This window comes from Inquilinus sp. 2KB_23, from assembly GCF_052115705.1.
In the GTDB taxonomy this organism is placed as follows: domain Bacteria; phylum Pseudomonadota; class Alphaproteobacteria; order DSM-16000; family Inquilinaceae; genus Inquilinus; species Inquilinus ginsengisoli_A.
Window position 1 is genome coordinate 52,306 of the sequence record NZ_JBFRHF010000029.1, and the last position, 13,668, is coordinate 65,973.

The 13,668-nt window shown below is 69.6% G+C and carries 13 protein-coding genes and 1 tRNA gene; 5 read left to right on the forward strand and 9 right to left on the reverse strand.

The window, feature by feature from the left end:
- Window positions 1–27 precede the first annotated feature (27 nt).
- From AB4112_RS29370 to AB4112_RS29380, 3 genes are all read right to left on the reverse strand, one after another.
- On the reverse strand, window positions 28–3,087 hold the full coding sequence (locus tag AB4112_RS29370) for a beta strand repeat-containing protein (RefSeq protein WP_441724705.1): 3,060 nt from the start codon (window positions 3,085–3,087) through the stop codon (window positions 28–30).
- Between the two features lie 112 nt (window positions 3,088–3,199).
- Window positions 3,200–3,961 (reverse strand): SDR family NAD(P)-dependent oxidoreductase, encoded by a 762-nt coding sequence (locus tag AB4112_RS29375; protein ID WP_441724708.1) that lies wholly within the window; start codon window positions 3,959–3,961, stop codon window positions 3,200–3,202.
- A 6-nt stretch (window positions 3,962–3,967) separates the two neighbouring features.
- A complete protein-coding gene (locus tag AB4112_RS29380; RefSeq protein WP_441724711.1) occupies window positions 3,968–4,669 on the reverse strand; it encodes a DUF6134 family protein in 702 nt (233 codons plus the stop codon).
- A gap of 167 nt (window positions 4,670–4,836) precedes the next feature.
- On the opposite strand from AB4112_RS29380, the gene AB4112_RS29385 reads away from it, so the two are divergent.
- The 3 genes from AB4112_RS29385 to AB4112_RS29395 all read left to right on the forward strand — a co-directional run bounded on the left by AB4112_RS29385 (window position 4,837) and on the right by AB4112_RS29395 (window position 8,700).
- Window positions 4,837–5,766, forward strand: a complete 930-nt coding sequence (locus AB4112_RS29385; RefSeq protein ID WP_441724714.1) for an esterase-like activity of phytase family protein — start codon at window positions 4,837–4,839, stop codon at window positions 5,764–5,766.
- Window positions 5,767–5,849: 83 nt separating this feature from the next.
- Window positions 5,850–7,166 (forward strand): malonyl-CoA decarboxylase, encoded by a 1,317-nt coding sequence (locus AB4112_RS29390; protein WP_441724717.1) that lies wholly within the window; start codon window positions 5,850–5,852, stop codon window positions 7,164–7,166.
- Window positions 7,167–7,179: 13 nt separating this feature from the next.
- On the forward strand, window positions 7,180–8,700 hold the full coding sequence (locus tag AB4112_RS29395) for a malonate--CoA ligase (protein WP_441724720.1): 1,521 nt from the start codon (window positions 7,180–7,182) through the stop codon (window positions 8,698–8,700).
- Between the two features lie 9 nt (window positions 8,701–8,709).
- Here AB4112_RS29395 and AB4112_RS29400 read toward each other — a convergent pair whose 3' ends face one another.
- The gene (locus AB4112_RS29400) at window positions 8,710–9,042 is read right to left on the reverse strand and encodes a hypothetical protein (protein WP_441724723.1); all 333 of its coding nucleotides are present in this window, start codon (window positions 9,040–9,042) and stop codon (window positions 8,710–8,712) included.
- A gap of 173 nt (window positions 9,043–9,215) precedes the next feature.
- Between AB4112_RS29400 and AB4112_RS29405 the strand changes: the two genes are divergently transcribed.
- Complete coding sequence (locus tag AB4112_RS29405) at window positions 9,216–9,407, forward strand: hypothetical protein (protein ID WP_441724726.1); 192 nt, start codon at window positions 9,216–9,218, stop codon at window positions 9,405–9,407.
- 43 nt (window positions 9,408–9,450) lie between these two features.
- On the opposite strand, the gene AB4112_RS29410 is transcribed toward AB4112_RS29405, so the two are convergent.
- The 5 genes from AB4112_RS29410 to AB4112_RS29430 all read right to left on the reverse strand — a co-directional run bounded on the left by AB4112_RS29410 (window position 9,451) and on the right by AB4112_RS29430 (window position 12,833).
- Complete coding sequence (locus AB4112_RS29410) at window positions 9,451–10,710, reverse strand: glycosyltransferase (RefSeq protein WP_441724728.1); 1,260 nt, start codon at window positions 10,708–10,710, stop codon at window positions 9,451–9,453.
- A 7-nt stretch (window positions 10,711–10,717) separates the two neighbouring features.
- On the reverse strand, window positions 10,718–11,851 hold the full coding sequence (locus tag AB4112_RS29415; protein ID WP_441724731.1) for a radical SAM protein: 1,134 nt from the start codon (window positions 11,849–11,851) through the stop codon (window positions 10,718–10,720).
- The gene (locus AB4112_RS29420; RefSeq protein WP_309792458.1) at window positions 11,848–12,087 is read right to left on the reverse strand and encodes a hypothetical protein; all 240 of its coding nucleotides are present in this window, start codon (window positions 12,085–12,087) and stop codon (window positions 11,848–11,850) included. Before AB4112_RS29420 ends, AB4112_RS29415 begins: the two co-directional genes overlap by 4 nt.
- Window positions 12,088–12,101: 14 nt before the next feature.
- Window positions 12,102–12,446, reverse strand: coding sequence for a hypothetical protein (locus AB4112_RS29425; protein WP_309792457.1), 345 nt, complete (start codon window positions 12,444–12,446; stop codon window positions 12,102–12,104).
- A gap of 311 nt (window positions 12,447–12,757) precedes the next feature.
- Window positions 12,758–12,833: transfer RNA gene (locus tag AB4112_RS29430), tRNA-Thr, on the reverse strand.
- 376 nt (window positions 12,834–13,209) lie between these two features.
- Here AB4112_RS29430 and AB4112_RS29435 point away from each other — a divergent pair.
- Window positions 13,210–13,533 (forward strand): hypothetical protein, encoded by a 324-nt coding sequence (locus AB4112_RS29435; protein ID WP_309792456.1) that lies wholly within the window; start codon window positions 13,210–13,212, stop codon window positions 13,531–13,533.
- Window positions 13,534–13,668 lie beyond the last annotated feature (135 nt).

Genomic DNA, 13,668 nt, shown 5'->3' on the forward strand with positions numbered 1-13,668 from the left:
GCGATCGGTCCGGCGCTTCATCGGCGCTCACGTCACGAAGAAATCGGCACTGGTCATGGCGAGCCCGGCCGAGAGGGTCGCGAACTGGACCGCCGCGGTTCCGCCCAGCCCGTCATGGTCGAACAGCAGGGCGCCGGTCGCGCTGTTGTAGATGATGCGGTCGTCGACATCCTGCGCCGCGGCGCCCGCGTGGAAGGCGCCGGCCGCGAGCGATCCCGCCGCCAATCCGGTGAAGACGGCGTTTTCCAGCTGGATCGTGTCGGCGGGGACGCTGAAGTCGAGGACGCGGTCGATGTTGGCGGCACCGAGCGTCGTGTCGAAGCGGAAGCTGTCGTTGCCGCCGTCTCCGTACAGCGTGTCGGCCCCGGCGCCGCCATCGATGACGTTGGCACCGGCGTTGCCGACGATGGTCTGGGAAAAGGCGTTGCCGGTGAGAGCGATCGCCGCCGTGCCCACCGCGCTGGTGGTGGAGAGCACCTCGACCTCGGAGCCGGCGGTCAGCGTGTGGCTGACCGAGGCCAGGACCCGGTCGGACCCGCCGCCCGCCGCCTCGACGACCCTGTCGCCGGAGTTGTCGACATAGTAGAGGTCGTTGCCGCCGTATCCGTACAGCGTGTCGGCCCCGGCGCCGCCATTGATGGCATTGGCGCCGGCGTTGCCGGCGATGATCTGGCCGAAGGCGTTGCCGGTGAGGGCGATCGCCGCCGTGCCCGCCACGCTGGTGGTGGAGAGCATCTCGATCTCGGATCCGGCGGCCAGCACATAGTTGACCGAGGCCAGGACCCGGTCGGACCCGCCGCCCGCCGCCTCGATGACCTTGTCGCCGGCTTCGTCGACATAATAGAGGTCGTTGCCGCCGTATCCGTACAGCGTGTCGGCCCCGGCACCGCCATCGATGACGTTGGCGCCGGCGTTGCCGGCGATGGTCTGGCCGAAGGCGTTGCCGGTGAGGGCGATCGCCGCCGTGCCCGCGACGCCGGTGGTGGTGAGTATCTCGACCTCGGAACCGGCGGCCAGCGCGTAGCTGACCGAGGCCAGGACCCGGTCGGACCCGCCGCCCGCCACCTCGACCACCCGGTCGGCGGCCGTGTCGACATAGAAGAGGTCGTTGCCGCCACGCCCGTACAGCGTGTCGGCGCCGGCGCCGCCAATGAGGCTGTCGTCGCCGGCACCGCCGTCGAGGGTATCGTTGCCGGCATCTCCGGTCAGCACATTGGCGGCGGCGTTGCCGGTCAGGAGGTTGGCGAGGGTATTGCCGACGAGGTTGAAGTTCGCCCCGCCGGTGGCGACGGCGTTCTCGACATTGTCGTCCAGGACATAGGTGAGGCGGCCGAGGGTGCTCGACACCTGGACCGTATCGATCCCGCCGCCCGCGGCTTCGCCCACGCTGTCGAATTGCAACGAGCCGCTGATCAGGGTGACGTCGCCCAGGATGTAGGTGTCGTTGCCGTCGCCGCCGAGGAGCTGGTCGATGCCGGCGCCGCCATTGAGCGTGTCGTCGCCGCCCTGGCCGTAGAAAAGATTGTGCGCGCCGTTGCCGGTGAGGACGTTGCCGAGGTCGTTGCCGATCACGTCGAGGCCGGTGCCACCGGTGACCTGCACGTTCTCGATGTTGGCGTCGAGATAGTACCGGATGTTGGCCTGGAAGCTGACCAGCACCGTGTCGACGCCGCCGTTCGCCGCCTCGACGACGCGGTCATACTCCCATCCGCTCTGGTCATCGATGAAGGTCTGGTCGTTCAGGACATAGGTGTCGTTGCCGGCGCCGCCGACGAGCGTGTCGAGGCCGGCGGCGCCATCGAGCACATCGTTGCCGTCATTTCCGGTCAGCGTGTTGAGGGCGGCGTTGCCGGTCAGGGCGTTCGCCAGCGCGTTGCCGGCGAGGTTGAAATCCAGCGTCCCCACGACGATGCCGTTCTCGACATTGGCGACCAGCGTGTAGCCATTGGAGATCATGTCGGGATCGTCGATCGCGGTGACACTGATGGTGTCGATGCCGGCGCCCGCGCCTTCGACGACGATGTCGTAGGGATGCCCGATCCCGTTGGGGAAGGCGGTGCGGTCGCCGAGCTCGTAATAGTCGTTGCCGGCGCCGCCCTCGAGGGTGTCGCGGCCGGCGAAGCCCTGGAGATAGTTGTTGCCGGCATTGCCGACCAGGTGGTTGTCGAGCGCGTTGCCGAAGCCGTTGACGCTGTCCGCGCCGGTCAGGACGAGATCCTCCAGGTTGTTGCCCAGCACCCAGCGGATCGGCGAATACACCGTGTCGTGGCCCTCCCCGGCGAAGTCGACCGGCGTGTCCTGCAGGTCGGCCACCACATAGGCGTCGTCGCCGGTGCCGCCATACATGTATTCGACGCCGCCGCCGAACCCGGCGATCAGCGTGTCGTTGCCGCCGAAGCCGCGGATCAGGTCGTTGCCGCCGCCGCCGTCGAGCACATTCGCCGCGTCGTTGCCGAACAGGTCGTTGGCCAAGCCGTTGCCGGCACCGTCGATCGCCGCCGCGCCGGTGAGGGTCAGGTCCTCGATCTCGCCGAAGCCGGCGAGCGAGAAGCTGACCGATGCCTCGATGCGGTCCTGCCCGGGATCGGGGGCGAGCAGGACGACATTGGCCCCGGCCAGGACGTAGACATCGTTGCCGTCGCCGCCGGACAGCGTGTCCGCGCGGTCGGCGAAGCTGCCGTCGGCGACGAGCCGGTCATTGCCGGTGCCGCCGCTGAGGTAGTCGCTGCCCGTGCCGGCATAGAGGGCATCGTCGTCGGCGCCACCCGTCAGGGCATCATTGCCGGCGCCGCCATCCAGCGTGTCGGAACCCGCGTCGTCCTGCAGCGTGTCGTCGCCGTTGCCGCCCTCATGCCAGTCATTGCCCGGCCCGCCGCTGGTGATGTCGTTGCCGTCGCCCCCGACCAGATGGTCGTTGCCGCTCGCGCCGATGATGAGGTCGTTGCCGTCGCCGCCATCCAGCAGGTCGCTGTTGCTGCCGGAGCTGATCGTGTCATTGCCGGCGAGCCCATAGACCACGATCGGGTCGTTGATGGTGACGAAACTGAGATTGTCGTCCCCGGGAGTGCCGAAGAACGGATCGGGCATGAGGAGTCCTCCATGCCGGCCCTATCGCCGGTCAAGTCTCCGCACGCTAGGCGGTCGCGCAGGCCTTGTCGTCATTCGAACGGATGACGCCGTCCGGAATGGGCCACGGCTCTCACTTGCCGGTGAAGCGCGACACCAGCGGGAAGTAGAGCGCGTGGGGCAGGGCGCGCAGCAGCTTCAGGAGGAAGGCGAAGCGGCGCGGGAAGGCGATCTCGAACCCGTCCCCGGCGAGGCCGGCGACGATGCGGTCGGCGGCCTCCTCGGCCGAAATCAGGAACGGCATCGGGAAGCGGTTGCGGTCGGTCAGCGGCGTCCTGACGAAGCCGGGGCTGACCAGCTGGATCTTGAGGCCGAGGCGGCGGAAGTCGAAGCGCAGCGCCTCGCACATCGCGATCAGCCCGGCCTTGGTCGCGCTGTAGCCGATCGCCCCGGGCAGGCCGCGATAGCCGGCGACCGAGGCGATCACCGCGAGATGGCCCCGCCGCCGGGCGCGCCAGTCCGGCAGCAGCGCCTCGATGCAGGCGGCGGTGGCGACCAGGTTGAGCTCGACGATGCGGCGGAAGGCGGCGAGGTCGAAATCATCGGCGGAATCGGGCGCGTAGGTGCCGGCGCCGAGGATGGCCAGCGCGATCGGGCCGTGCTCGGCCTGGATGCGCGCGACCGTGCCGCGCACCGCCTCGGCGTCGGTGACGTCGGCAGGGTAGGGCAGCAGGCGGCCAGCGGGGCCTTCCGTCGCCAGAGCTGCCAGCGCCTCGGCGCCACGTGCGGTGCAGGCCACCCGCCAGCCGTCGCGGGCCAGGCGCAGGGTCGTCGCCCGGCCGATGCCGGAGGATGCGCCGGTGATCCAGGCGACGCCGTCAGCGGGTCGAGCCATGGGGCCTCATGCTGCGTGGCCTTCCAGGCGGTAGGTGACCTCGCTGCCGCGGGCGGTGAAGGCCAGCTTCACCCAATTCCCGTTGGCGGCGTACCAGATGTCGAGGGTGATCTCGCCGTCGATGTGGTAGCGCGTCGCCCGCACCGGTCCGGACGGGGTGTCGACCATCTCCTGCCCCAGGCCGCGGCTGGCGACCGGCAGCAGCTTGCCGCTGCGGGTGTCGAGCAGCTGGGTCTGCCCGATCAGCCGTGGGGTCCAGTAGCTCGATGGGATGACGCCGCCCGGCGCGTCGTAGTCGCCGAAGGTGGAGCGGATGCGCAGCGCGTCGCCCACCCGCCGGCCGTGGACGACATAGGGCTTGCCGTCGTCGTCGGTGGTGGTCTCGATCGCCACCAGCCGGTCGCCCTCCCAGGTCTCGTGGTTGCGGTGGGTGAAGCGGAACACCGGGATGCCGGCGAAGGTGACGACCAGGTCGACCGCGATGCGGACATCCAGGCGGTTGCCGACCCACGTGAAGTCGAGGCGGTGGGTGCCGATGTCGTCGCCGCCGCGCAGCACCCGGAAGGCGATGTCGTGGTCGCCGGGCGCCGCCAGCGACCGGGCCGGCAGCAGCAGCAGCCCGGCGGCCATCGCCGCCCCACCGGTCAGCAGGGTGCGACGTGCCAGGTCGCCACGTGGGGGTGCCGGTGCCGTCGCTCCGTGATCCATGGGCCTTCTCGCGTCGCCACGTCCTGGCCGCGCCATGGCGGGCACGACCGGTTTTCTGTACGGATGCAGGGCGCGGCCGGATCAGACGGCCATGCCCGTCCTTCGCTGCAAGGGTGACGATGATACGCCGGCTTCACCGCTTGTCTCTATCCGCGTTGTGCTGCGTCTTGCTCCTCAGTGCCTGCGCCACGCTGCGCCAGGGCCCGGTCGAGGCCGACCCGTTGCGGCTGGCGCCCAGGACCCTGGACAGCCAGGGTCGCATCGGCCGGCTGACCTATCAGGGCGCACTGGTGCTCAGCGGCGGCACCGCCCGGTTCGGCGGCTTCTCAGCGCTGCATGTGGATGCGGATGGCGAGGGCGTGATCGCGATCTCCGATCGCGGCGCCGTGCTGCGCGGGCGGCTACGGCACGATGCGGAGGGCCGGCTGGCCGGTTTCGCCGTCGACCGGCTCGACCCGCTGCCGGGCGCCGACGGCAAGCCGGTGCGGGGCGAATGGAGCGATGCGGAGAGCCTGGCGCCGCTGCCGGACGGCCGCTTCGCCGTCGGCTTCGAGCACCGCGCCCGCATCGGGCTCTACGACGCCGGTTTCGCCCCTCCGCAGGCCGAACTGCCGCTGCCGGAGGGCATCGAGGTCGAGCCGAACCAGGGGCTGGAGACCATGGCGACGCTGGCGGATGGCCGGCTGCTGCTGGTGGTCGAGGCCGACGGCACGCCCGACCCGACGCTGCACCAGGCCTGGCTCGGCGGCGCCGCGGGCTGGGACCGGCTGTCCTACCGCGCCGAGGCCGGCTTCAAGCCGGTCGACGCTACCCGGCTGCCGGATGGGGACATCCTGGTGCTGGAGCGGCGCGACCCGATCCTGCTGACTATGGGCGGCCGCATCGTCCGGCTGCGCGCCGACGACATCCGGCCCGGCGCGGTGCTGGCTGGCGAGGAGCTGGCGCGGCTGAACGGTCCCGATCTTGGCGAGAATTTCGAAGGCATCGCCGCCTGGCGGGATGCCGATGGCGCGACCCGGATCGCGATCATTTCTGACAACAACTTCCTGATGCTGCTGCGCACCGTGCTGGCCGAGTTCACCCTCGATCCGGGGTAGCAGGGCAGCGCCCGCGGCGGTTGTCCGCCGGCCTCGAACCGGCCTAGCCTGACCGACCTGTCGGAAGCGGAAACACGGGCGTCATGCAGATCACCGACCTCATCAACTCGATCGCCGACCGCGGCCTCGAGCTCTTCGCCTTCGGCCGCGGCCGGGCCCTGCCGGAGGATCTGCCCGGCATCTGCCGGGCGCTGCTGTCCGAGCGCGGCGAGGCCTCGGGCATCGCTTTGGCGCGCGAACTGGTCGCGCTCTACGGCCGGCTGGATGCGGCCGGGCGCGAGGCGTTCTTCACCCTGCTGGCGCGCGAATTCGGCCCCGACCACGATGCGATCGCCACCGCCGCCCGGGCCTTCGTCGCCGAACCCAGCGCCGACGGGGCCCTGGCCCTGGCCGAGGCGGCCGAGCCGCCGCGCCGCGAGCTGCTGCGCCGGATCAACATGCTGCCCGAGGGCACGGAGTTCGTGATCGACCTGCGCGCCGACGCGCTCGACCTCGTCGACGGGAAGCCGGAGCTGCGAATCGTGGATGCCGACCTGAAGCACGTCCTGACTTCCTGGTTCTCCGGCGGGTTCCTGGAGCTGCGCCGCATCACCTGGGAGACGCCGGCGATCATCCTGGAGAAGCTGATCCAATACGAGGCGGTGCACGCCATCCCGGGCTGGGAGTTCCTGCGCCGGCGCCTGGCCGAGGACCGGCGCTGCTACGCCTTCTTCCACCCGGCGCTGCCGAACGAGCCGGTGATCTTCGTCCAGGTGGCGCTGGTGCGCGGGCTGGCCGGCAAGGTCGGTCCGCTGCTCGACCCCGACGCGCCGGTCGGCGACCCGGCGGCCGCCGACACCGCGATCTTCTATTCGATCACCAACACCTTGAAGGGCCTGCGCGGCATCTCCTTCGGCAGCTTTCTGCTGAAGCATGTGGTGGCCGACCTGCAGCAGACCCTGCCGAACCTCACCACCTTCTCCACCCTGTCGCCGATCCCCGGCTTCCGCCATTGGCTGGAGACGGTGGCGCCACAGCACGACCGGCCCGCGATCCACGCCGCGGCCGAGGCGCTGCTGCCGGTGCTGGCCGGGGAGGGTGGGCTGGAGGCGGTCGGCGCGGACAAGGCGCTCAAGGCCTCGCTGTTCGGCCTGTGCGCCCGCTACCTCGGCGCCGAGCTGCGGCCGAACGGCCGGCTGATCGACCCGGTGGCCCGCTTCCACCTCGGCAACGGCGCCCGGCTGGAGCGGCTGAACTGGGCCGGCGACACTTCGCCGAAAGGGCTGGAGCAGGGCTGGGGTCTTCTGGTCAATTACCTCTATGATCCGGCCGAGCTGGAGCGGAACCACGAAGCCTTCGTCAATGCCGGCCGGGTGGCGACGAGCCGCGCGGTCGCCCGCCAGCTGAAGCCCTATCTCTGACTCGCCGAGCCGCATGACCAATCTCTACGACGCCCTCTCCGCCCGCTTTCCCGAAGACCGCAGCAAGACGGCGCTCGACCTCGCCGACGGCCGCCGCATCAGCTATGGCGCGCTGGAGGCGGCGAGCGCCCGCATTGCCAACCTGCTGCGGCGGCTGGGCGTGGCGCCGGGCGACCGGGTGATGGTGCAGGTCGACAAGTCGCCGGAGGTGGTGTCGCTCTATCTCGGCTGTCTGCGGGCCGGGGCGGTCTACCTGCCGATCAACACCGCCTACACCCGTGGCGAGGTTGCCTATTTCGCCGGGGATTCCGAGCCGGCGCTGGTGATCTGCCAGCCGGCCCGGCTGGTAGAGATCGAGGCGGTGGCGCAGCCCGTCGGCGCCAGGGCGGTGCTGACCCTCGGCGCGGCCGGGGAGGGGACCCTGCCCGAGGCCGCGGCCGCCGAGAGCGACAGCTTCGAGACGCTGCCGCGCGGGCCGGACGACCTGGCGGCGATCCTCTACACCTCCGGCACCACCGGCCGCTCCAAGGGGGCGATGCTCAGCCACGACAACCTGCTGTCGAATGCGCTGACCCTGCATGATTACTGGGGCTTCCGGCCGGACGACGTGCTGCTGCACGCTTTGCCGATCTTCCACACCCATGGCCTGTTCGTCGCCACCAACTGCGCGCTGCTGGCCGGCGCCACCATGCTGTTCCAGCCCAAGTTCGACGCCGCCGAGGCGCTGCGCCTGCTGCCGCGCGCCACGGTGATGATGGGAGTGCCGACCTTCTACGTCCGGCTGCTGGAGCAGGAGGGCCTGACGGAAGAGCTGTGCCGCGGCATGCGCCTGTTCATCTCCGGCTCGGCGCCGCTGCTGGTCGACACCTTCGAGCAGTTCCGGCAGCGCACCGGCCACACCATCCTCGAACGCTACGGCATGACCGAGACCAACATGAACACCTCGAACCCGCTCGACGGCGAGCGGCGGGCGGGGACGGTCGGCTTCCCCCTGCCGGGTGTGTCGCTGCGGGTGGTCGATGACAATGCGAAGTCCCTGCCGCCGGGCCAGATCGGCGTGCTCGAGGTCAAGGGGCCCAACGTGTTCAAGGGCTATTGGCGGATGCTGGAGAAGACGGCGGCGGAGTTCCGCGCCGATGGCTTCTTCATCACCGGCGATGTCGGCGTGGTCGACGACCGCGGCTATGTCTCGATCGTCGGCCGGGCCAAGGACCTGATCATCTCCGGTGGCTTCAACATCTATCCGAAAGAGGTCGAGAGCCTGATCGACGCCATTCCGGGCGTCGAGGAATCGGCGGTGATCGGCCTGCCGCACCCGGATTTCGGCGAGGCGGTGGCGGCGGTGGTGAAGATGCACCCGGGCGCCGCGCCGCTCGACCCCGCCGCGGTCCAGGCGGCGCTGCAGGACCAGCTCGCCCGGTTCAAGCAGCCCAAGGCGGTGTTCGTCGTGGCGGAGATCCCGCGCAACGCCATGGGCAAGGTGCAGAAGGCGGCGCTGCGGGCGCAGTACCAGGCGACGTTCACGTCGTCCTGACGCTCGCGGTCACTTGCAGGCGGGGTCACCGATCTCGAGGCGGAACTTGCGCGGCCCCGGGTCCGACCGCGATTCGCCGACGACGCGGATGTCCAGCGCGCAGGTCCCGGCCTGGATGCGGTAGAGGTCGTCGCCCACCCGCTCGATCCGGTCGATCGGGGCTTCGTCCAGCTTCCGGGCCACGTCGCCGTTGTCCAGGATCGCCTGGATTTCGGCCGCCCGCTGCCAATAGGGCGGCAGCGCGGCCTGGGCCCCGGCCATCGCGGCCACGAGCAGGATGGCGGCGGCGCCTCCGGCCGCGGTCCTGCGCCGAAACCTGTCACTGAAGAATCGAACGGTCATCGATGGTTCCCCCGGGGCGAAGAGTGCCGCAGATGGCCGTCACCGCCAACCGGTGCGGAGGAACCGGGCCGCTATCCCTCATCTGGGGGATGTGGCTTGGCGGAAGATGACCTAGTTTCTGCGAGCAGGCACGGTGGTTCGGGTTGATCGGATTCAGGTCTGTTGGAATTGCGATGAATCATTCAGAACTGGAATTGCGGCGATCCGCGGGGCGGATGGTCCACGACCATGGCGGGGAGGCGCCGCGGAAGGCGCGGGTGCGGGCCGAGTGGCTGGAGAAGATCGGTGCATCCTCCGCCGCCGAGACGTGGCGCCAGATCGCCACCCGCTGCGTGGAACTGCTGCAGGCTGTCCGGGTCCAGTGACGGCCACCCATTGGAGGATGAGAATCCTCGATCGGTCGGCGCGCTAGAGGCAGATCCTCAAGCCGCCGGGCGGGGTGTGCCGGCGCTTGGCCCAATGGCAGACGCGCTCGCTCCAGACGAGGGTCCGGCTCGAGCCCGTCTGTCCCGGCTCCGCCGCCATCCGTCCCATGCCCTCGGGGGCCGATGCCTGAACCGCGGCCGCCGCATAGATCGAGGACATCGTCTGGTTGTGCCGGTCGAGCGACAGCCGGCCGGTGTCGGCGAGACGGTGCGCGCTTGCGGCGAGGGCTCTGCGTGCCGGTGGGTCCCGGATCAATCCGGACAGCGCCTCGACATAGGCCTGGACCCGGCGGTCCTCCGTCATGGCATTGGACACGAGCCGCGCATCCACCCCGTCCTGGAACAACTCGCCGATATGCTCCATGCCCGGCCCGCTCGACGTCACGATCGCCGCACCTGCGGCGGCCGCTTCGACCAGGCCCATGCCGAAACTCTCGAACAGGGTCGGGGAAAAGAAGATATCGACCTGGGCGAGGCGGTCGAGATAGGTCGCCCGCGGCATCGTCGCATGGACCTCGACCCCGATTGCTTCCAGGCGCTCCGCGGCATCCGGGGGACAGCCGGACACCACCGTCGCTCGAAAGCTGTTTCCCAGCTGGGCATGGAGCCGTTCCAGGACCGCGACGGCGAGGCGACCGCCCTTGTCCTCGAAGGTGCGGCCCATGAACAGGATGGTGGGGATCTCGGATGATCCGGCCCGCGGCGGGGACGCCGGCACCGCCGGGTAGACCACCTCGGTCTTGGCGGCGAGCGCGGCGACGATGGCAGGGTCGATCAGCGGATTGCCCAGGATTTCACTGAAGAACTGCCGGTGGGCGCGTTCGCTGCGAAGCATGATCCGCGTGCAGCCCGGGTCGGCATAGCGCACCGCCATCGCGGCTTCTCGGCGCTGGACCTGCGCTTCGCCGGGGCGACGCGACCCTTCATGGATCCCGAGCGCAAAGAACGCGCCGATCTGCAACGGCAGCAGCAGGCAGTCGGCGTCCACCACCCAGGGCAGGGCGGTATCGACCGGGAAGCGGGCGGAATGGATCAGGTCCACCCGATGCTCATCGTCGAACCGCACCCATTCGCATTCGCTGTGATCATGGATCGGCGAGAACGGATCGCTCGACGCTGCCTCGTATTGAAAGCAGGTGCCGTACGCACCTTCGCAATATTCGATATCCGGCGCGGGATTGTCGGTCAGGGCACCGTGGATGCCGTCGTGCAGTTCGTGGGAGGGACCGAGAAGGACGCGCATGGCCGACCTATTGGGCTGGAAGCAGCGCTGCGGCCCGGCCGGCCGTGGCGGGCGCGACCCGGCTGCGCATGTGACCGATCAGGCCGCCCAGGCCGCAGCATTCCGGCGTGTGGCCGATGTCGTGCCGCGACGCGGTGTATTGCTCATGCGGGCACCATCCGTTGCAGATCGCGAAATTCGGGCAGGCCCGCATCGCGTCCACGGCCTCTTGCCTGCGCAGACGCAATTCCTGCATCGCCGGCCCCGACCGCAGCGCGGCAAAGCTGTCGGCGACGATGTTGCCGAAGGTGTAGGCCGGATTGCCGTTGAACAGATCGCAATGGGCGATCTCGCCATCGGGCTCGACCAGGAAATAGGATCCGAAGCAATTGCCCGCCAGCACGCAGGTGGCGCTGGGCCGGCCCGTCAGCCGCTTCAGCAGGGAACTGAACTCGCGGATCCGGATGGTGGGGTCGCCATGTTCCAGCCATCGGTCGAAGAGGCGGGACAGGAACGCGCCCATCTCGCCGGGCGTGACGTAGTGCCGTGCGCTTTCGCCGGGACGGGCGTCCGGCGCATTCCGGGGCTTGGCGGCCAGCAGGCCGAAGCTCGTGATGCCCTGGTCGAGGCAGAAATCGAACACGAAGTCGGGCCCGAGGTCGAGGGTCTGGCGATCGACGACCATCAGGACGCTGACCGGGATGCCGTGACGCTTCAGGATGTCGATCCCGCGGCGGACCCCGTCATAGGATCCCCGGCCGGCGACGTCGCGCCTTTGCCGGTCATGCACGACGGCAGGGCCGTCGAGGCTGACGCTGACGGAAAAGCGGTTCGACCCGAGGAAGCGGGCCCAGTCGTCGTCGATCCGGGTGGCGTTGGTCTGCAGCGAATTGACGATGGTCTGACCCGGGCGCCGCAGCCGCGCCTGGGTGTAGATGGCCCGTTCGAAGAAGGCCTGGCCGAGCAGGGTCGGTTCGCCGCCATGCCAGATGAACTCGATGGTCTGGTGCAGCGGATCGGCCAGCACCCTCTCGGTCATCGCGGCGAGCACCGGGAAGGTCATGATCTGATCGTGGCCGGCGCGCCAGTCGTTGCAGTAGTCGCAGCGCAGGTTGCACAGCCGCGTGGCCTTGACGATCAGCGCCACATAGGCGCCGCTCACGTTCCGTCCCCCCGGGCCGCGACGATCCGGTCGAGGGCGGCGGCCTGTTCCGCGGTCACGCCGTCCGGCGGTTGCAGCAGCGATCGCGACCAGGGGTCCATCGCGGCCCGGAGCAAGGCGTCGAGGATGGCGCGTTCAGAGTCCGGAAGACTGTCGCCGAACCTCTGGATGCTTTCGGCGAAGGCTTCGGTCGTGGTCGGGTCGATCGTCAGCCGCTCGGAGGGGGATTTGAGCATGGCTGCACCACGCGCTAACGCTTCACGCTGACGAACAGGCGCTGGAGGATCTCGATATCCTCGCCGAACTCGATCTTGTCCTTGCGCTCCCAGACCGGATCGATCCGGACCCATCCCTGCGGGCCGCCGGCGGGCAGGTTCAAGGCGCTGATGATGGCGCGGGCGGATGTCCGGAGGTCCGCCGTGATCCGCGAGATGGCGATCGTCTCGGGGTGCAGGTCCCGGGCCATCTCGACCAGAAGCTGGGCGATGGACCGCTGCTCGGCCGGAAGGTCTTTCGACCATTCCGTCAACTTGGCGGTGAAGGCTTGGATGTCTTTCTGCGAGGCGGGTGCAGATCCCTTTTCCGGTTTGGCCATAACGAACTCCTGGTCCGTCGACAATTTCGGGGTGTGTGATTATTTCATGTTTACGGTAATTTTATTCCGATCTCGGCCGTTGCCCGGGGACGCAAGCGACGTTTTGCACTCGATGACAAACGGCCTGGGTGTGGACGGCTTTCATCGGACCATGGAACAGGGGCGCCCCGCATCCCCCATCTGAGGGAGTTGCCCGTCCTGAAATTGGTGTAGGGCGGAGCCTGGATCGGGCGCTGCGGGCCCGGCCCGGAGCCGGCGCTTCGCCGTCGTGGCGACCACAGCCCCCAAAACCGAAACCGAAGGGCAGGGGGTGGTGCCGGATGCAGGGGTCGAACCCGCGACCTTCGGTTTACAAAACCGCTGCTCTACCGACTGAGCTAATCCGGCGTCGGCCCATTCCCTAACGACTCCGGCGGGTCCTGTCCAGCCGGGAGCGGTGCTCCGACGGCCGAATCTGCGGCCGTTCCGGGCCCCGTTCTCCAGGCGCCCGCGGGCCCGCCGCTTTGACCTTGACTCCGCCCGGGGGCGGGCATACATGGCCTGTGACGCCGAACGAGCCCAGCCCGCCGGCGCCTATCGCACAACGAGAGACAGATGGACGACCACCCTAGTCGTGGCGTCGCCAAGGCCGATCGGGCCGCGGTGACGTCACCGGAACATCACAGAATCGCGCTCGGCTCCGGCCGGGTGGATGGCGTGAGCCGGACCTAGGGTCGGTACGCCGTTCGCCCCATCCGCGCCGCGTGCGGATACGGAGCGAACGATGAACCTCGCTTTTCTCGCCTTTTTCGATCGCCGCCTGCGCGTCACGCCGGGTGCCGTCGTGTCCCCCCGTGCCGAGGCGCTGGCCGCCCTGCCGCGGTTCCGCAACCGTGACCTGCGGCACGATCCCGTCCCGGACCACGAGACGGTGGTGCAGCGCTGGGCCCGCGACCCGGGCACCGGCAAGCTCGCCGCCCAATGGTCCGAGCGCCCGACCGAGCCGACGGCCCCGGCCGCGCCGGTCGACGACCTGGCCGAGCACCGCGCCCGCCGGGCGCCGCGCTACCGCTCGCGCTTCGTCTGGACCGACCGCCGCAGCGCCTGACGGCGTGTCTCTCCGGTTGCAGGTTGGGCGTCACCTCTCCCGCCGGACGCGGGAGAGGTGACGTGGGGCCCCTGCATTGACGGCCTCCGGGACGAGGCGCGCGGCTGGCCTGTGCCCCAGGCGGGCGGGCAAAGC